Below are 19,273 nucleotides of genomic sequence, written 5' to 3'. Positions count from 1 at the left end.
ATGAGAGAGAAGGCAGGACTTTTGGTAGGAATGGACATTTGCGAGGATTATGTCCAGCTGACCTATTATGATAATGAGCTTCTTTCACCTGAATCAGTCAGCAGGGGGGAAGGAGAAGAGCAATACCTTATACCTGCGAGACTGGCGTACAGAAAAAGTAAAAATGACTGGATAATAGGAGATGAGTTAGACAAAGAAGAGCCAGGAGACATTGTCGAAGTACAGGATTTTATCAAAAATGCCTGCCTTTATGAAGAGATAAGGGTATATGATAAGACCTATAAGGCTAAGCAGCTGATGAAGATATTTCTTGAGGCTTTGTTAAATGTACTAAATAGCTTTTATCCATTTAACGAGATAGAATATATGGGAATTACTTTTCCTACAGTTACAAAAGAGATGTCATTCATGATGAATGCTGTACTTAAGGAGCTGGGATTTGAGAAGGAAAAGTACATTCTTTTAACTCATGACGAGGCATTTTTATACTATACTATCAATCAGAAAATCGAGCTTTGGCTAAATGATACTGCTTTATTTGAACTTGAGGAAGACGGACTTCACTTTAGAATACTTACCATATCCAAAAAGCTTGAGCCTATAACAGCTAAAATAAGCAAAAAAGAGAAGGCTGAAAAGCTTAATAAGTCCTTAGTTAGAAGCAATCAGGAAGAAAGTGCCAATTTGTTTCATACCCTATCTCTGATGGCTCTTGAAGAATCTACAGTTTCTACCATATATGCGGTAGGAAGAGGCTTTATAGATGCTTGGGCAGATGGAGTACTTAGGAAGCTTTCTCCGGGAAGAAGAATATTTAGAGGACAGAACCTATATGCTAAGGGAGCGTGCCTGGCCGCAAAAGACAAGACCTCAGATGAACCAACAGACATAGTGCTGATGGAGGAGGACAAGACAACAGTAGGCTTTTCGCTTATGGCTGTAAAGGACGGTAAAAATACTGAGATTACACTCTTAAAGCCTGCACTAAAGTGGTATGAAGCAGAAACTGAGATTGACCTAATTATTAAGGATGAAGATGAGCTGGGTATACAGATAAATGATTTTATTACAAAAAAAACCAGCCAGAGATTTATATCATTTTCGGGAATTAGCACTGCTGAAGCAGGATTGACTAGAATAAGGCTGTCACTTAAATTTACAAACAGAGATACCTGCATCATAAAAGCCTCTGATTTGGGCTTTGGGAGCTTTGTACCTACCACAAACAGAGTCTGGGAGTTAATATGGGAAAAGTAATAATATGTAGCGGTAGACTTGCGGAAAAGCCGTTTGTGCCGGATGGAACAGATAAAAGACTGTACTCTATTGAGGAAATCTGTCACTATGTAAACAACAATGTATACAGCATAGATATGAAGTTTTTTTCTCATCATCTGACAGATTATATTAGAGAAGAGCTTAAATTGCCTGCTGTGGCAGACAAGCTCAAAAGATTGGTTGAGGATGGTTTCAGCCTTAATGATGTAATCACTGCTTTATTTTGCAGCTGCGACCTCTATAGCAAGGACGAGATTCTTGAAACCATAGAGCTTGTTAAGTCCTTAGAGAAAATGCCGGACTGGGAAAGAAAGGCATTTATAGGCTATAAAAAGCTTGAAGAGAAGAAATACCTTGCGGCCTTAAAGTGCTTTAGAGGAACTCTGAAGGTGGAAAGCCTTGCAGATAGGGACTATGGACTGGTGCTAAAAGCTATGGGGATTTGCCTCATACATGTATCCTCCTTTAGAGAAGCAGCAAATTGCTTCTACAAGTCTTATAAATATACTGGTAGCAATAAGGCACTTTTACTGGCCATACTTGCACTTAAGCTTGGAGGCCATGAAAAGGAATTTAACGAAAAAGTCGGTGAATTTACAACTGATGAGGCTGTTATATCAAAGGCTGAGTCTGTATGGAAAGAAACTGAGAGATTGGCTCTAAATAGTGAGAATATAAGTAGAATTGAAAATGTTTTCGGCAAGCTTAAGACCTATAAGGTAGCGGAAGGCTACAAGGAAATAGAGTTTAAGCTTGAAGAATTTAAAACTGAGTATAGGGAAGGAGCTTGGAATGGGCTTATTTCATAAAAAGGTAAAGGAAATTGAGCAGGTTGAGGAAAAGGTTGATTATGAAGAGGAAGCCCGCTCGATTTGTGAAAAGATTGACAAAGCCAATCTTCAAATCAAAATCATAAAAAAAGAGTATGATGAAGTAAACCGTTATCTACAGGATGCTCAGATAATTGACGGTTTGCCTGAAGAGCCAAAGAAAGAACTGCTTACATACGCAAAGTACATACTTGACCTAAGAAAGGATATATCAAAACTTGAAAGTAAGAGAACTGAGCTTACCGAGTTTGAGTTCGGGGTTATGGAAAGGTATGAGGATATAATTCCTGACGAAATTAAAAGACTGAAAAAAGAAGAAGAGTACGAGCAAACTATTAAAAGTGATTTGAGAAAGCTATCAGGTGAAAAGGCAGTGCTTAGGCATGAAGAGGAGGTAGAGCTTAGCAGAAAAGCATTTCTAGGGAAGCTGGGCTTGGTAGCAGGAACAATTATAGGCTTACTTTTGCTTATGTATCTTATTCTTTATATGATATTTGATACCTTTGCTGATATTGCATTTATACTTACCATAATAGGCGGTGTTGTTATAGCCTTTTATATATTTATTGAAACTGATAAAAACTCGAAGGCACTTAAGTTGAATGCTGCTAAGGAGAATAAACTGATTAATCTTACCAATACAGTTAAGATTAAGTATGTTAATCAAAAGTCATCTCTAGATTACAGCCACGATAAGTATGCGGTAAACAATGTATTTGAGCTTGAGTACAGGTACAATCAGTATATGTCCTATAAGGAAGATGAGATGAAGCGCAGAAAGGCCAATTCAACTTACGAGTTTTACAACAACAAGTATAAGGACCTGCTCTTTCAGTATAAGGTTCATGACGCTGAGGTATGGTCTTATCAGGCTGGAGCGGTAGTAGATCCTAAGGAAATGGTTGAAATAAGACATAAGTTAAATGAACGAAGGCAAAAGCTAAGGGAACAGCTAAGTGAAAATACTGAAACAATATCAAAGCTAGGGGAGAGGCTTACTGAGATAGGAAAGAAGTCTGAAGAACTGGGAATCATGGTCAATGGGATGATGGAGTTCTATGGATTTGGAGCAGTTCCAAGTGGGACAAGGAAAAAAACAAGGACTATCTCAATAAATACTAACGTAAGCACAAGTATAAAATAGGCTAAAGTGACTTATCAGTCTATTTATGATATAATATATCTTAACAATAAAACGGATAAGGGGTAATAATATGGCAATTTGTTATAAACCATTATGGCACTTATTGGTAGAAAGAGAAATGAACAAAGAAGACTTAAAAAGAGCTGCAAACATAACAAGCAAATTTAATATACTTGCGATTAGAGAAAACTGGTGTATTGACTCTATAATTAATATTCCTGTAGTTCATTGGTTAGAAAAAAATAATGAAAATAAAAAACTTAAAGTAATAGATACAGATAGTTACAGTAAGTTTATGCCTAATGAAAAAGTTATTACACCAACATTTATTATTATGAATCAAGAATATCAGGAGATAGGGAAATGGGTTCAATATCCTAAAAGAATAATAGATGTGGTTGAATCTAAGGACCAGTTCGAGTTATAGTAGAGAAAAGGAGATACCGACAGGGAGAATATGTTGTAGATATATTGAAAGAGGTATTAGATATCCTGATTAACTATAGAGATAATATTTATTTAGACAGGAGGAAATAAAGTGAGTCAAGAAAATAAGATAAATCAATCTTGCTGAGTTTCAACACAAAAAACCATTGGTACAATGGAAGAAAAAGAATATTGCCCCAAATGTCACGAAATAGGAGAAAAGGTTAAGAATATAACTGTAAAGCATATGGTATCAGAAAACCTTATGGGAAAGGTTGTAGATGAAGAAACTTACTATTTATGTATGAATGAAGATTGTGATGCCGTGTATTATAACTTAAACAATGAAAAAGTTTTTTATAAGGAAGACGTAAAAGTTCCTATATGGTTAAAAAAGAATGCAAATCCCAAATATATATGCTATTGCAACCAAGTTACAGAACAACAAATTATAAACGCTGTTTTATATGATGGTGCAAAGAATATTAAAGATATTATTAGACTTACAGGGGCAATGAAAAATGGAAAGTGCGAAATTAACAATCCTTTGGGTAAATGCTGTAGTCCTTTTATTCAAGAAACCATCAATAAAGCATTAAATAGCAAAAAATAGTTTGCGACAAATAATTTATAAAGTACGTCATAACAGTAATAAAATTAAAAATAATAAAAAACTATATAATTAAAATTTTAGCGGTTCAGATGTAAAAGTCTGGGCCGCTTTTTTATTTTCCCCGGAAAGGAGGTCACCTATATGGTAAATGATGAAGTTAATAATAAGGCTATAAATATTGAGATAAAAGTGGCTCAGTATTCAGCAAAGGCTATTTTAAAAGCTATGAAAAAGATTATAGAATATGCCTATGAAAAAAGCCAACAACTAGCAGATTATATTATTGAATAAAGAAAAACTAATTCAAGGAAACTTAAGGATATGGTAAAGAAAGGTCAGCTGGAAAATATTGATAAGCAAATCGAAAATAATATGAGGGAGATACTAACTCATGGGCAAATCTCTGGTCTGACGAACAAAAATCTCATATGAGGTTATGCTGGAGGATAAGACTGCCATACAAGCCAAAGGCCTATAACTACACGCAATCTTGTTACAGATGGTTCTATCACAGAAAATGTATGTGTATGTGGAAACAATGGTAACATGTGCGAACCAGATACCGAAAACTGAGGGGTATGGAAGTTCCCAAAGACTTGGCTTGAAAGCGGCAAACAGCAGACGTGACTATTGGCTTACAACACTGACAGTTTCCGTTAACATGGTAATGACAAAAGAAAGACTGATAAACAGTGGCTTTTATGATTTAGCCGCAGCATATCAGTCTGTGCACGTCAACTATTTAAAGCGCTGTATACGAGAACCGTACGTAAAGTGCTGTGAGAGAATGGCAGTTGGTCACCGCCTTATACTCGCTTCAAAGTATAAATGTTATGAGTCAATTATATATATATCCAAGCAGTTTTATACCTTGAAATGAGTAAGTTTATCTTATTTTTTGTCATATATTTTCTTCAAATTATCCAGTCTTGAAACTGAATTCTGAAGCAGTAAATCAGCAAGTACAAGGGCCGTCATAGACTCAACAACTACTACTGCACGGGATACAACAATAGGATCGTGGCGGCCCTCTATGTTTATATCAATTTCTTCCTTGTCTTTATTAACAGTGCTTTGTGTCAAAGCAATTGACGGTGTAGGCTTAAAAGCAGCTCTAACAATGAGAGGTGAACCGTCACTCATTCCGCCTAGAACACCACCGCTATGATTGGTAGACTTTTTAATTTCTCCATTTTCACAAATGAAGGCATCGTTGTTGTCAGCACCTGTGCTTCTTGCAGAGGCAAAACCATCGCCTATTTCAACTCCCTTAACAGCTCCTATTGAAAATAGAGCCTGCCCAAGCCTTGCATCGAGCTTATCAAAAACTGTCTCCCCTAGCCCTGAGGGAAGCCCTGTGGCTACACATTCTACTATTCCGCCGGCAGAGTTCAAGCCTTTTTTAATCTCTTCCAGATATCCCTCAGCCAGCTTTGTAGATTCTTCATCAGGCATATAAAGTGAGGAATTAAGTACAGCCTCTCTTGTTATTTTACTTCTATCGTTAAGTAGGTCAGCTGGTAAGCTAATATTTCCTATTGAGTGAGTGTAAGCAAGTACATCTATGCCAAATTCTTTGAGAAGCTTAGCTGCTACAGCACCTGCGGCCACTCGGGAAAGGGTTTCTCTTCCTGATGAGCGGCCTCCTCCCCTATAGTCTCTAAATCCATATTTTTCATCAAAGGTATAGTCGGCATGCCCCGGACGGTAGTAATTAGCTATTTTGTCATAGTCCTTTGAGTGTTGGTCGGCATTTCTTACCATCACAGCGATCGGAGTGCCCGTTGTAAGCCCATTAAATACTCCTGAGAGTATTTCTACATCATCATCTTCTTTTCTTGGAGTAGTAAAATTGCCTCTACCGGGGCGTCTTCTATTCATATAAGGGGCAATATCCTCTTTACTTAGAGAAAGCCCTGCAGGACAGCCATCTATAACCACTCCAAGTCCTGCACCATGAGACTCTCCCCAAGTAGTTATCTTAAACAAAGTTCCAAAAGTTGAACCAGCCATACTTTCCTCCTAAATACTAGATGTAATTAAATTCCTCATAAATCAATTGGTTCAGAAATATTGCCTAAGTTAAAATTTTTTATTGCTTTATCCATATCTTCTAATGAACTAACGGAAATTCCGTCAGGTATGGTTAACTCTCTAGGCTCAAGTATTATGCAACCATTATCGTATTCTTTTACATTGTAATATTTGTATAATGCGCCACGAAGTGTGATTCTTTTCTTGTTGTCAATATGAACTGTATAATCTTTTATGGCTGTCATAGTCAATCCTCCTATCAAAATATTGGTGGGATATCCCACTAATATCATCATATACCTTACAAATATATATGTCAAGAATGAAAATCAATGCTTTAAAAAACTCCCCCATTGTGTTAGACTTTTTCTATAACAATTAGCTCTAACTAATGCAAGGAGGACAAAATGGAAGTTAAAGAAAAACTGGCAAAATTAAGAGAGAAGATGGCTGAGGAGGGTATTGATTTTTATCTTATGCCTACAGCTGATTTTCATGAATCAGAATATGCAGGAGAGCATTTTGGAGTAAGAAAATATATGTCAGGCTTTACCGGTTCAGCGGGCAGCCTTTTAGTTGGAAAGGATAAGGCGGCTCTTTGGACAGATGGCAGATATTTTATCCAGGCTGAAAGAGAGCTCTCAGGAAGCACCATCGAACTTATGCGCATGGGTGAGGAGGGGGTTCCTACCATATCAAAGTACATTGAAGATAACATTCCTGAAAAAGGAGTGCTTGGCTTTGATGGAAGAGTAATCAATTCTGCGCTTGGCAATAAGATTAAGGCTGCCATTGAAAAGAAAAATGCTACTATTAAATATGACAAGGATTTGGTAGATGAAATCTGGACTGACAGGCCTGCACTTTCCGTGAAACCTGCATTTTTCCTTGAAGAAAAATACTCAGGCAGATCTGCATCAGATAAGCTTACCTTTGTAAGAAACAAGATGAAAGAAGAGGGAGCTGATGCCTTTATACTTACCTCCCTTGATGATATAGCCTGGCTCTACAATATGCGTGGAGATGACATCCCTTGCAACCCTGTAGTGCTGTCATATACTGTTGTATTTATGGATAAGGCTGTAATCTTCTTAAATGAAGCAGTGCTTAACGATGTGCTTAGGGCAGAATTTGCTGCAAACAAGGTAGAAATAAGGCCTTATAATGACATTTACGAGTATGTAAAAGGACTCAAGGACTGCAAGAAGGTACTGCTAAGTACTGCTAAAGTAAACTATGCAATATACAGCAATATACCTGATAATGTTGAAAAGATTGACAAGCCAAATCCAACCACCCTTGAGAAGGCTAAAAAGAATTCTACAGAGATAGAAAACATCAAAAAGGCTCATGTGAAAGACGGAGTTGCCATGGTGAAGTTCATTTACTGGGTAAAGAAGAATGTTGGTAAGATGAAGATTACCGAGATTTCCGCAAGTGATTATCTTGAGGAGAGAAGAAGGGAGCAGGAAGGCTTTATTGAACTCTCCTTTGATACGATAGCTGCCTACAATGCAAATGCCGCTATGATGCACTACTCAGCTACACCTGAGCATGATACGGAGCTTAAGCCTGAAGGCTTCTTCCTTGTAGACTCAGGCGGACAGTATTATGAAGGAACCACAGATATTACAAGAACCATAGTACTTGGCCCGCTTAAAGATGAGTGGAAGAGGGATTATACGCTTACACTTAAGGGACATATGAATCTCTTAAACGCTAAGTTTCTCTATGGCTGTACAGGCATTAATCTTGACGTCCTTTGCCGTGCTCCACTTTGGAATATTGGTATAGACTACAGGTGTGGAACAGGTCATGGTGTAGGCTATCTCTTAAATGTTCACGAGGCGCCAAATGGCTTCAGATGGAAGATGGTTCCTGAGAGGAATGACAGTGCAGTTCTTGAAGAGGGCATGATAACTACAGACGAGCCGGGTGTATATACTGAGAATAGCCATGGCATAAGAATTGAGAATGAGCTTCTTTGCAAGAAGGACATTAAAAATGAATATGGTCAGTTCATGTGCTTTGAGTCTGTAACCTATTGCCCTATCGATAAAGAGGCAATTGATGTAAAGTATCTTGAGAAGAGGGATATAGAGCAGATAGACGATTACCACAAACTGGTATATAAGGAGCTTTCACCTTACTTTGAGGGTGAGGAGTTAGCTTGGCTTAAGGAGGCTTGTGAGCCGATTAAGGGGGAATAATGGAAGTTATAATTAAAGAATACGCAGTATATAAAGAAGCGGAAATACTTGGATTATATACAAGTGTAGGCTGGACAAATTATACTGATAACCCTGAAATGCTAAGAAATGCTTATTTGAATTCCCTTAATATATATGGGGCCTATGTTGATGACAAGCTGATTGGCATAATCAGGGTGGTTGGTGACGGATATTCTGTAATCTTCATACAGGACCTCTTAGTTCATCCTGAGTTTCAGAGAAAAGGAGTTGGCACGCTTTTGCTAAAGAAGGTACTTTGTGAGTATGATTCTGTCTACCAGAAGCATTTAATGACCGAAGACACTGAAAAGACTATATTATTCTATAAATCACTAGGCTTTGTAGACAATAGCGAGATTGGGTGTAAGGCATTTTCTGTGTATAAAGTAATGACATTTTGATGTTTTTTCGGGTAAAACAAAAGTTGCAACCGTAGGTTGCGTGATTGTAAGCTAAAATATGAGAGGAAGTATAGTAATGTAGATACTTCCTCTTTTGTTGTGCGTAAAACTGCGCACACTTCTAACGGGTGCAGTCCCGAATCCGCCTGATATTGGGAAGGATGAACTAAAAGAAAGTGTGCCTATGGTGACCTCGAGTTTTAAGAAAGGTGGATATGAGGAAGACATTAATTTATGGTAAATTGAAAGTCAAACTTCCATTTATAAATAGAATTTATGGTTATCAAACAAAATCTGGTGAATGGATTTTTGATTATTTTGTAAAATCACATTAATAAAGGAGAATCTTACTATATGGTTGATATTGAGTTATATAAAAAAATGATTGATTATAACTTAGATAGTCTTGATATTATAAAAAAGTCTAAACAAATTATGATTGATTATTTTAAAGAAACTTTAGAAACAGATTCTTCTGAGTATTTTTTAAAAGATATCTGTTTAGAAACTCTTGAAGATAATACAAAATTAATTTCTTATGGCGTTAGATTTGATGTATTAAGAGATAACCTGTTTCAATTTTGTATTGTTTTTCAAATATACTCAAAAGAAAAGGAATTTTTATATAACTATTTTTCATATTTTGATGTAAATGGTAATCTGATTGATAATTTTATAGATTAAGTTTAATATCGTATGTACAGTGCTGTGAGGTAACGGCGGTTAGCCGCCGCCTCCTACCGGACTACAACAACTTACTTCTTTGCACCCTGTAGCTTATTTTAGTAATCAGTCCCAAAGGCAAAAATCTGCTTCCAAAGGCTCCAAGAGCTGTGAGATTATCCGAGAACACCAAAGATTTTCTCCTAAACATGGCCTTTAAGCCTCTTTTTGCGCAGTCACTAGGTGCAGCAGTGGCAAATTCTTTGGAAGCTCCTGCTGTAGTGAAAAATTCAGTTTTCATTGGTCCGGGGCAAAGTGTGGTAACTGATATAGGCCTGCCTCTCCTTTTTAGTTCTTCATTTACCGCCGAAGAAAGGCTAAGCACATAGGCCTTTGAAGCGTAGTAGGTGGAGAGAAGAGGCCCTGGTAGGAAGGCTGCAATGCTGGCAACATTTAGGATATATCCTTTTTTCTGAGTTTTGATAAACTCCTGACTAAGAAGGGTAAGGGCTGTAATATTGGTATTAATCAGGTCTACATTGTCCCTGCCTGACATATTGTTAAATGCGCCAAGTATACCAAAGCCGGCATTGTTGATAAGGACATCAATCTTCTTTGTGAAGCATTTACCTGCAAGATTCAATACATCACTTACATCAGATAAATCAGCAGAAACAACCTCCACCTTTATCTTATATTTCTTTTCTATAGCATTTTTAAGTGCCATAAGCCTGTCTTTTCTTCTGGCAGTTATAATAAGGTCATATCCGTTCATTGCAAGAAGTCTTGCAAATTCTACTCCAAGCCCGCTACTAGCACCTGTAATCAAAGCTAACATGAGTAGCCCTCCTTTATGTATATAAATCGTATCAAAGGTTAATAAATTCTTTTGCAGGCAAGCTTTAACAGAATTTTTATGCTTTTGACACCAACAACATATTAAATCATTTTTACTAAATAAGCAAATATTTTACTTTCTAGATTAAGTGCCATTAATGTAATAATTGACTACATTTTACATATCAATAATGCAAACAAAAACTACATTTTAGGCACGAATACTAACAAATTTCCCCCTCGAAACTTTGACATAGAGCCCTATTTGTTGTATCATAGAACTGATTAAATTTTGACAATAAACTATGTAGGAGACTGTATATGATAGCCTCAGTTAAAGGGAAATTAGAGGGTGTAACCGCTGATAGTGTGATAATAGATGTGAATGGCATGGGAGTGGAAGTGATAGTGCCAAACAATGTAATCGGCAGGCTTCCAAAGCAGGATGAGGCTATAAAACTCCATACCTATCTACACATAAGAGAAGATGCTATGCAGCTTTTTGGTTTCCTTGAAAAAGAAGATCTGGACTTTTTTAAGCTCTTGATTACGGTTAACGGTATTGGACCTAAGGCTGCGATTGCCATACTTTCATCCATGTCTACAGATGTTCTTACCTTTGCCATACTTTCTGAGGATATAAAGACCATAGAAAAGGCTCAGGGAATAGGTGCCAAAACTGCTAAAAAGCTGGTTCTTGAGCTTAAAGACAAGGTAGGTGTCATAAATGCGAAGGCTGTAGAGCTACGGTCTGATTCATCTTCGGATATTTCACTGACTATAGGAAGTGCAATAAAAGAAGAAGCATCACAGGTGCTTGAGGCTCTGGGATATAGTAGGACAGAGGCTATGAAGGCAATAACTGCAATTGAAATAACAGAGGAAATGACATCAGAAGACTTGGTTAAATCAGCTCTTAAAAATCTGATGTAAAAGGTTGAAATAGATGCAAAACGATACAAAAAGACGGATAATATCTACAGTCGCTTCAGAGGAAGATATAAGAAATGATGATACTCTAAGGCCTAAGTTTTTGACTGATTACATCGGACAGAAAAAAGCCAAGGAAATGATGAAGGTGTATATAGAGGCAGCTAAGGGAAGAAAAGAACCGCTTGACCATGTGCTTCTTTACGGACCACCGGGACTTGGTAAGACTACTCTTGCCGGCATCATAGCAAATGAAATGGGAGTACATATTAAGATTACCTCAGGTCCTGCCATAGAGAAGCCGGGAGATGTTGCAGCCATATTAAACAATCTCAAAGAAGGGGATGTGCTCTTTGTAGATGAGATTCACAGGCTGAACAGACAGGTTGAAGAGGTACTTTATCCTGCTATGGAGGACTTTGCCATAGATGTGGTTATAGGAAAAGGGGCAACTTCAAAGAGCATTAGGCTTGAACTGCCCAAGTTTACTTTAATAGGTGCAACCACGAGGGCGGGTATGCTTTCTGCTCCTCTTAGGGACAGATTTGGAGTGGTTAACAGGCTTGAATACTATACCTTGCCAGAACTAAAGACCATAATTGTGCGTTCTGCAGGTGTACTGGGAGTGAAGGTAGATGAGGATGCGGCCTTAGAGATGGCAAGACGTTCAAGAGGTACTCCAAGACTTGCCAACAGGCTGCTAAAGAGGGTAAGGGATTTTGCAGAGGTAAAATATGATGGCAAGGTAACAAAAGAGGTTGCAACAGAGGTGCTTGCACTTCTTAATATAGACAGTTACGGGCTTGACCATATAGACAGAGAGATACTTACTACAATGATAGAAAAGTTTAACGGAGGCCCTGTTGGCTTAGAGACAATAGCGGTTTCCATAGGAGAGGATACGGCAACAATAGAGGATGTATATGAGCCGTATTTGATTCAGTCAGGATTCCTAGCAAGAACACAAAGAGGAAGGATAGTTACTGACCTTGCCTATACACATTTGGGCTTAAGGTAGACTATGTTGGGGTGAAAATATGAATGTAAAAAATGATATCAAGGTTATTATCAATAATAAACAATATACCATTAGCGGATACGAAAGCGAAGAGTATTTACAAAAAATCGCCCTATTCTTAAACTCAAGATATGCCGCTCTTGCTAAAGAGGATGGGTATAAGCATTTGGATGAGAAGCATAAGAATCTTATGCTGCAGATTAATCTTGCTGATGAATACTACAAAATGGTAGAGAAAAAAGAAGATCTGGAGAAAGAAATAGAGGAGAGAAATAAGGAAATATTTGAACTTAAACATGAACTTATTTCAAAGAAGGAAGAAGAACGAGGAAAAAAACGAAAGTAACAGATGAATAAGAAAAAAGAAATAGAAATACTTGCTCCTGCAGGCTCAGTAGAGAGGATGAGGGCTGCTTTTGCAGGTGGAGCTGATGCCTGCTACATAGGTGGAAAAAGCTTTGGGGCCAGAGCCTTTGCGGATAATCCTGAAGAAAAAGAATTGGTGGAAGCCATTCACTATGCCCATTTGCACGATAAAAAACTATATATGACTATCAATACCCTTATCAAGGAAAATGAGATGAAGGGGCTTTATAACTATGTGCTTCCGTACTATAAGGCGGGTATTGATGCTATTCTTGTGCAGGATTTTGGAGTATTAAAATTTCTTCGTGAAAGCTTTCCTGACCTTGCACTCCACGCCAGCACTCAGATGACTGTCTGTGATACAGGAGCCACAAGGCTTCTTAAACAGTATGGTGTCGAGAGGCTGGTGCTTTCAAGGGAATTATCCCTTAAAGAAGTAGAAGCCTTTAGGGATGACGATATAGAGATAGAGTGCTTTGTACATGGGGCACTCTGTGTCTGTTATTCGGGACAGTGCCTTATGTCCGTTATGAATGGAGGAAGAAGCGGAAACAGAGGAAGCTGTGCAGGACCTTGCCGTATGAGTTACAACCTTTACGAAGGGGAGAATTCATCTGGTATAAGCCCCGGAAAGAGCCTTGAGACTAAGCCATATCTGCTTAGTCCAAAGGATATCTGCGCCCTCGACCTCATTCCTGATATGGTGGAGGCGGGTATAGATTCATTTAAGATAGAGGGTAGGATGAAACGCCCTGAATATGCTGCTCTTACAGCTTATTTATACAGAAAATGGACAGATGTGTACTTAAATGATGGAAGAGAAGAGTTTGATTCTACTCAGGCTGTGCGTGAGAGAAATGAGGATGTAGAAAAGCTCTCTGATATCTACAACAGAGGCAGCTTTACAAAGGGCTATCTGGTTAATCATAACGGCCTTGAGATGATGGCTAACACGAGGCCAAATCACAATGGAGTGCTTGTTGGAAGAGTTATCAATGTGATTGCAAGCGGTAGAAAAAATGTGATGCTAATTAGTGCAGAGAAAGACCTAAACGCACATGATGTGGTGGAAATCAGGTCTGATAATAGGCCTACAGAGCCTGTGTATGAGTTTACTCTTAAGGATGGCAAGAAAAAGGGAGAGAGCTTTGAAGCTAACTTTACGAAGGGCTTGCCTGTTAAGGCAGGGCTTTGTGTGTACAGGACAAAAAACGAAGTACTGCTTAACGATATAAACGATAATATTATCTTAAAACCTATTAAAAAGAGAATTAAAGCAAGCTTTTATGCAGAGGCTGACAACGAGCTTATCCTGACTCTTTATACAGATGATACCAGTATTTCAGTAAACGGAGCCATCTGTATGAAAGCCGAAAACAGGCCTGTGGATGAAGAGAGAGTCTGCTCATCTCTACTAAAGATGGGTGATACTGAATTTACTCTTAAGAGAGAGGATATTGATGTAAATCTCGTGGGAGATGTTTTCTTTCCGATGTCAGCTCTGAACGAGCTTAGAAGAACGGCCTGTGAAGCCCTTGAAGCGGAAATTGTCGGAAAATGTATGAAAAACAAAATGAAGCCTGACACTGAGGCTCATAGTGTGATTCCTAAGCCAGACTTCAATCCTTTTTATGAGGTTGTTGTCTCTGACTTAAAGCAGTTAAAAACTGTATTGGAGGTAACCAGACCTTACAAAGACAGGACAGAGATAATAATAAATACTGAGCTTTTTGGACTTGCAGATATTAAAAAAGGGCTTGATGAGGCAGAAAATGAAGGTAGGATGCTTTATCTTAGGCTTCCTGAGATATTTAGGAGAAATAACAAAGAAAAATATCAGAGATTTTTTGCAAAAGGGAATACAGGGTTTGACCTCCTTTTTAGGATTAAAGGCTTTTTAGTAAGGAACTTAGAAGAAATATCCTTTGTAAAGGAATTGGAGAAACTGTCATCTATATCCTTTGATATGATAGGAGATACCAATTTATATGCCTTTAATTCAAAGGCTGTAGAAGCTCTTTCTGACTTTGGGATTAATCATTATACAGCTTCACTTGAACAAAGCATAAGAGAGGCAGAGGCTGTAAGAAACAATATAACTGTATCCTCAAAGCTCTCTCTGGTGGTATATGGACGAGAAGAGCTTATGGTTATGACTCAGTGCCAATGGAAAAATAAAGGAGCCTGTGTGAAAGAACTTAAAAAAGGTGATAAGAGGCTTCCTGACATTCTTTATATAGAGAATAAGAAGAGCAAGTCTGATGGAAAGAGGGGTAAATTTCCTATAATCAAGGACTGTGAGAGCTGTACCAACTATGTATATCAGGATGTTCCGCTTAACCTATTTGAGAAAATGGATGAGATTAGGGAACTTTCGCCTGACTTTTTAAGGCTCGATTTTTCATTTGAAACGGATTCAGAAGTAAGAGAGGTAATGAAGCTTGCAAAGTTTAGTAAGTGAACTATCTAAGTACATTATAATTATTATTACCGCGATATATGCATATTTAGGCTTTATCGGCTTTGTATATGGTGATAAAAAAAGAAACGGTGAGATATACTTTTTCCAGCCTGTACTCATCCTTATGTTTCATTTGGCAGGGTTTTTATGTATATTCCTAAAAACTCCGGAAATAAAGGTGGTTATACTGTATTTTGTACAGGTACTGCTCTTTGTTGTAACTACATTTTTGTATAGAATATTTTACAGGAAGCTGTTTAAAACCCTGTTCTTTCATATGCAGTTTCTCATAGCAGTGGGCTTTGTCTTTGTTACAAGGCTTAACTTCGTGTTGGGAGCAAAACAGACTGTATTTGTAGCCGCCGCACTCATAGCCTGCCTCATACTTCCATTTCTGATAAAGAAGATGACCATGCTTAGAAATATGGGCTATCTCTATGCGGTAACCGGAATAGCCTCCCTTGCCTATGTGTTTTTAAGGGCCAGAGTACAATACGGAGCTAAAAACTGGATAAAGGTGTTTGGAGTAAGTATACAGCCGTCCGAGTTTGTAAAGATTCTTTTGATATTTATGATAGCTTCTTTGTTTTATGTAAGCAGAAGCCTTAAACAAATAATAATAACAACCTGTTTAACAGCAGTAATGGTGCTTCTTCTTGTGCTTAGTAAAGACCTTGGTGGAGCTATGCTATACTTTACTACCTTTGTAGTAATGACTTATTTTGCCACTGGCAATGTCAAACTTCTTGGACTATTTACAGGAGGAGGCATATTGTCTGCTATTGCAGGCTACTACATCTTCGCCCATGTAAGGGTGAGGGTGCAGGCCTTTGTAAATCCCTGGAAATACATAGATGACAAGGGCTACCAGGTAACTCAGTCGCTCTTTGGTATAGGAAGCGGTGGCTGGTTTGGCTTTGGCCTTGGCAATGGTGCTCCTACCAATACACCTGTGGTTGAGAGTGACTTTATATTCTCAGGTCTTTGTGAGGAGCTTGGCCTGCTTTTTGGTTTTTGCCTCATACTGATTTATCTATGTACAATAATAGCGTTTATTTTACTTGCCTGGAGAACAAAGAGTGCGTTTCATCAGCTTGTATCCATAGGCTGTGCAACAATGTACTCGTTTCAGACATTTTTATCCATAGGTGGAACCGTAAAGTTCATACCATCAACAGGAGTAACTCTTCCTCTTGTCAGTCAGGGAGGGAGTTCAATCATAAGTACGATATTTATATTTGGTGTAATACAGGGGCTTTATATAGCGGGTAATAAAAATGCCGAGGCTGTGGAAACAGTAGCTACTAAGCCTATCAAAAAGCCTCTGGGACTGACCTACCTGATTATAGGACTCTTTGTAGGCATGGTAGGCTACCTCACATATTTTGAATTTGAAACAGCACCAAAGATCATGAACAATGCCTACAATAAAAGGACTGATATCTATGCGGCCTATGTATCCAGAGGAAAGATACTCTCTGCTGACGGCGATGTGCTTGCATACACCAAAGAAGAAAAGGGCAAGAGTGTGAGGGTATATCCTTATGGAGATATGTACAGCCACATAGTAGGGAGAAATGTATCCGGTAAGACAGGGATAGAAGCTATTATGAATTATGAGCTTTTGACCTCTAATGACAATGCGGTTAACAGGGTGATTGAGAGACTGAATCAGGTCAAAAATAAAGGTGATAACGTAGTTACTACCATAGACAGCAGGCTTCAAAAGAGCTTAAATAATGCACTGGAGGGCTTTCACGGAGCAGGAGTTATCATTGAGCCGGAGACCGGTAAGGTGCTTGCCATGGTATCAAAGCCTGATTATAATCCAAACACTGTACTTGCGGACTGGGACAGCCTGTCAAAGCTGCCCAAAAAGGATGCTAAGCTTGTAAATAGGGCAACAAACGGGCTATATCCACCGGGGTCAACTTTTAAGGTAATTACTGCTCTTGAATACATAAGTGAGAATAAAAACTATGACAAATTTAACTTTGACTGCAAGGGAGTATATACCGTAAGTGGAGAGAGTATAGCCTGCTATGACAAGATTAAACATGGAAAAGAAGATTTGAAGAAAGCCTTTGCTAACTCCTGTAATGGTGCCTTTGCAAGTATTGGCATAGGGCTTAACAAGGGTAAATATATGAAGCTTGCTGAGAAATTTCTCTTCAATAAGGAGCTTCCATTTGCCCTTACCACCTCAAAAAGCAGCTTTGTACTGGATTCTTCATCCAGCCTTGGTGAGGTGATGCAGACAGCCATAGGACAGGGAAAGACTCAAATAACTCCTTTTCACAATGCTCTTATAGCGGCTACTATAGCCAATGGCGGAGTGTTAATGAAGCCTTATACCGTTGGAGAAATAACAACCGAAGATGGAAAAAGGGTTGTAAAGAGCTTTGAGGCATCAAAAGCAGGAAGGCTTTGCTCAAAGAAAAAGGCAGAAACCATCAAGTCTTATATGAGGGCAGTAGTTACTGAGGGCACAGCTAAGAAGCTGTCCTGGCTGGGATTTGACATATATGGGAAAACAGGAACTGCAGAATACAAAAAGGAAGATGGCACTAAGGGAGATCACTCGTGGTTTATGGGCTTTGGTGAAAGAAACGGAAAGCAGATTGCTATCAGTGTGGTTGTAGAAGGTGAAGGCAGAGGGAGTTATACGGGAGTAGATGTGGCTAGTAAGGTATTTGCAAACTGGAAGTAAGAGATTTTTATTTGACAAGTAATTTCTAAGAAATTTCCTGAAGATAAAAATAGGATGTCAAAATCATTTGACATCCTGTGATACAGGAGATGGGACTTGAACCCACATGATATTGCTATCGTCAGATTTTGAGTCTGATGCGTCTACCATTCCGCCACTCCTGCAAAGCAAGAAGTAGTTTAGCATAAATTTTGCAAATATTCAAGTATCTTGCAAAAAAAAGTACGAGAGAGCCTTTTGCAAAAATGAAACTTATGTGATAAAATTAGTAGGTTTTACTAAAGATAACAGCATAACAATGGGAGGGATGACTATGAAATGGCTTAAGTACAGACTCGAAACAACAACAGAGGCAACTGATTTGATTATAGATATGCTTGCGGAACTTGGCATATACGGGGTAGAAGTCATTGACAAGGTACCGCTTACAGAGGCTGAAAAGAAGCAGATGTATGTGGATATTCTTCCTGAAAGCGAGCCCAATGACGGAAGTGCGGAGCTTGTGTTTTATCTAAGCGACGGTGCTCCTGATGAGTCTTCATCCGCATTCTACAATAGTGGAACAGGCATTGAAGATATAGCAGCCTTTTATTCGGATGAGCTCATAGAAAAGATTAGAGAAGGGCTTGAAGAGGTTGCCAACTTTGTGGATGTGGGAAGCGGTGCAATCTACATTTCAGAAACGGACGAGGCAGACTGGGCAAATAAGTGGAAAGACTACTTCCATACATTTAGAATAGGAGACAACATAGTGGTTACTCCTACTTGGGAAGAACCATCAGATGTGAGAGAAGAGGATGTTGTCATAAAGCTGGATCCCGGAGTTGCCTTTGGTACGGGAACTCACGAAACCACTAGGCTTTGTGTGGAAGCACTGCAAAAATATGTAAAGAGGGATTCTAAGATTCTTGACGTAGGCTGTGGTAGTGCTATTCTTACCATAGCGGCGCTTAAGCTGGGAGCGAAATGGGCTTATGCTGTGGATATAGATCCTGTGGCAGTTAAGTCTGCAAAGGAAAATCTTGAGATAAACGATATTACAGAGGATATGGCAAGGCTTGAAACAGGAAACCTGCTTGAAGATGAAGAGCTTTGTAAAGAGCTTTACAAAACGCAGTATGACATAGTTGTAGCCAATATTCTTGCCCCTGTGCTTGTGCCTTTAACACCTATAATCACTCCTGCACTTAAAGAAGGCGGTTATTATGTCTGTTCAGGTATAGTAAAGGAGCTTGCAGATGATGTGATAAGAGCAATACAGGATGCGGGACTTAGACTTGTTTCCAATACCTGTGATAATGACTGGGTATGCTTAGTAGCGAGGAAGTAGA

General features: G+C 38.6%; 19 protein-coding genes and 1 tRNA gene. 16 read left to right on the top strand and 4 right to left on the bottom strand.

The genetic code is table 11. The features are described from left to right. The 7 genes from JJN12_RS06330 (at position 1) to JJN12_RS06300 (ending at position 5,171) form a co-directional block, all read left to right on the top strand. A complete protein-coding gene (locus tag JJN12_RS06330) occupies positions 1 to 1,257 on the top strand; it encodes a DUF5716 family protein (protein WP_208428893.1) in 1,257 nt (418 codons plus the stop codon). Next, a complete protein-coding gene (locus tag JJN12_RS06325; RefSeq protein WP_208428892.1) occupies positions 1,245 to 2,087 on the top strand; it encodes a hypothetical protein in 843 nt (280 codons plus the stop codon). The genes JJN12_RS06330 and JJN12_RS06325 overlap by 13 nt, the downstream gene beginning before the upstream one ends. Next, a complete protein-coding gene (locus JJN12_RS06320; RefSeq protein ID WP_208428891.1) occupies positions 2,071 to 3,252 on the top strand; it encodes an AAA family ATPase in 1,182 nt (393 codons plus the stop codon). The genes JJN12_RS06325 and JJN12_RS06320 overlap by 17 nt, the downstream gene beginning before the upstream one ends. 70 nt (positions 3,253 to 3,322) lie before the next feature. Next, complete coding sequence (locus JJN12_RS06315) at positions 3,323 to 3,679, top strand: thioredoxin family protein (RefSeq protein ID WP_208428890.1); 357 nt, start codon at positions 3,323 to 3,325, stop codon at positions 3,677 to 3,679. Between the two features lie 129 nt (positions 3,680 to 3,808). Next, positions 3,809 to 4,291 (top strand): Csac_0668 family 2Fe-2S cluster-binding (seleno)protein, encoded by a 483-nt coding sequence (locus tag JJN12_RS06310; RefSeq protein ID WP_328706814.1) that lies wholly within the window; start codon positions 3,809 to 3,811, stop codon positions 4,289 to 4,291. 141 nt (positions 4,292 to 4,432) lie between these two features. After that, positions 4,433 to 4,582, top strand: a complete 150-nt coding sequence (locus JJN12_RS06305) for a hypothetical protein (protein WP_021766402.1) — start codon at positions 4,433 to 4,435, stop codon at positions 4,580 to 4,582. Positions 4,583 to 4,829: 247 nt separating this feature from the next. Further along, positions 4,830 to 5,171, top strand: coding sequence for a hypothetical protein (locus JJN12_RS06300; protein WP_208430422.1), 342 nt, complete (start codon positions 4,830 to 4,832; stop codon positions 5,169 to 5,171). An 11-nt stretch (positions 5,172 to 5,182) separates the two neighbouring features. Here JJN12_RS06300 and aroC read toward each other — a convergent pair whose 3' ends face one another. Beyond that, positions 5,183 to 6,304, bottom strand: a complete 1,122-nt coding sequence (aroC, locus tag JJN12_RS06295; RefSeq protein WP_208428888.1) for a chorismate synthase — start codon at positions 6,302 to 6,304, stop codon at positions 5,183 to 5,185. Positions 6,305 to 6,339: 35 nt separating this feature from the next. Continuing rightward, positions 6,340 to 6,570 carry a hypothetical protein gene (locus tag JJN12_RS06290; protein WP_208428887.1) on the bottom strand — a complete coding sequence of 77 codons (231 nt, stop codon included), beginning with the start codon at positions 6,568 to 6,570 and terminating at the stop codon, positions 6,340 to 6,342. A 162-nt stretch (positions 6,571 to 6,732) separates the two neighbouring features. Between JJN12_RS06290 and JJN12_RS06285 the strand changes: the two genes are divergently transcribed. From JJN12_RS06285 to JJN12_RS06275, 3 genes are all read left to right on the top strand, one after another. Next, positions 6,733 to 8,535 carry an aminopeptidase P family protein gene (locus tag JJN12_RS06285; protein ID WP_208428886.1) on the top strand — a complete coding sequence of 601 codons (1,803 nt, stop codon included), beginning with the start codon at positions 6,733 to 6,735 and terminating at the stop codon, positions 8,533 to 8,535. Beyond that, positions 8,535 to 8,957: a GNAT family N-acetyltransferase gene (locus JJN12_RS06280; protein WP_208428885.1), complete on the top strand. Its 423-nt coding sequence runs from the start codon at positions 8,535 to 8,537 to the stop codon at positions 8,955 to 8,957. Before JJN12_RS06285 ends, JJN12_RS06280 begins: the two co-directional genes overlap by 1 nt. A gap of 354 nt (positions 8,958 to 9,311) precedes the next feature. Further along, positions 9,312 to 9,641, top strand: coding sequence for a hypothetical protein (locus JJN12_RS06275; RefSeq protein ID WP_208428884.1), 330 nt, complete (start codon positions 9,312 to 9,314; stop codon positions 9,639 to 9,641). Positions 9,642 to 9,702: 61 nt separating this feature from the next. On the opposite strand, the gene JJN12_RS06270 is transcribed toward JJN12_RS06275, so the two are convergent. Continuing rightward, on the bottom strand, positions 9,703 to 10,458 hold the full coding sequence (locus tag JJN12_RS06270; RefSeq protein ID WP_208428883.1) for an SDR family NAD(P)-dependent oxidoreductase: 756 nt from the start codon (positions 10,456 to 10,458) through the stop codon (positions 9,703 to 9,705). A 320-nt stretch (positions 10,459 to 10,778) separates the two neighbouring features. Here JJN12_RS06270 and ruvA point away from each other — a divergent pair, with 320 nt between their 5' ends. From ruvA to JJN12_RS06245, 5 genes are read left to right on the top strand one after another with little or no spacing between them, the layout of a single operon-like run. Next, positions 10,779 to 11,390 (top strand): Holliday junction branch migration protein RuvA, encoded by a 612-nt coding sequence (gene ruvA / locus JJN12_RS06265; RefSeq protein WP_208428882.1) that lies wholly within the window; start codon positions 10,779 to 10,781, stop codon positions 11,388 to 11,390. A 13-nt stretch (positions 11,391 to 11,403) separates the two neighbouring features. Continuing rightward, positions 11,404 to 12,405, top strand: coding sequence for a Holliday junction branch migration DNA helicase RuvB (gene ruvB, locus JJN12_RS06260; protein WP_208428881.1), 1,002 nt, complete (start codon positions 11,404 to 11,406; stop codon positions 12,403 to 12,405). 19 nt (positions 12,406 to 12,424) lie between these two features. Next, the gene (locus JJN12_RS06255; RefSeq protein WP_208428880.1) at positions 12,425 to 12,751 is read left to right on the top strand and encodes a cell division protein ZapA; all 327 of its coding nucleotides are present in this window, start codon (positions 12,425 to 12,427) and stop codon (positions 12,749 to 12,751) included. A gap of 3 nt (positions 12,752 to 12,754) precedes the next feature. After that, positions 12,755 to 15,232, top strand: coding sequence for a peptidase U32 family protein (locus tag JJN12_RS06250; RefSeq protein ID WP_208428879.1), 2,478 nt, complete (start codon positions 12,755 to 12,757; stop codon positions 15,230 to 15,232). Next, positions 15,213 to 17,942: an FtsW/RodA/SpoVE family cell cycle protein gene (locus JJN12_RS06245; RefSeq protein ID WP_208428878.1), complete on the top strand. Its 2,730-nt coding sequence runs from the start codon at positions 15,213 to 15,215 to the stop codon at positions 17,940 to 17,942. Before JJN12_RS06250 ends, JJN12_RS06245 begins: the two co-directional genes overlap by 20 nt. An 81-nt stretch (positions 17,943 to 18,023) precedes the next feature. Here JJN12_RS06245 and JJN12_RS06240 read toward each other — a convergent pair. Then, positions 18,024 to 18,106, bottom strand: a tRNA-Leu gene (locus JJN12_RS06240). Between the two features lie 149 nt (positions 18,107 to 18,255). On the opposite strand from JJN12_RS06240, the gene prmA reads away from it, so the two are divergent. Beyond that, entirely contained in the window at positions 18,256 to 19,272 is a 1,017-nt protein-coding gene (gene prmA / locus JJN12_RS06235; protein ID WP_208428877.1) for a 50S ribosomal protein L11 methyltransferase, read from the top strand. Position 19,273 lies beyond the last annotated feature (1 nt).

The organism is Catonella massiliensis, from assembly GCF_016651435.1.
In the GTDB taxonomy this organism is placed as follows: domain Bacteria; phylum Bacillota; class Clostridia; order Lachnospirales; family Lachnospiraceae; genus Catonella; species Catonella massiliensis.
This window is presented reverse-complemented; position numbering and strand designations above follow the sequence as displayed.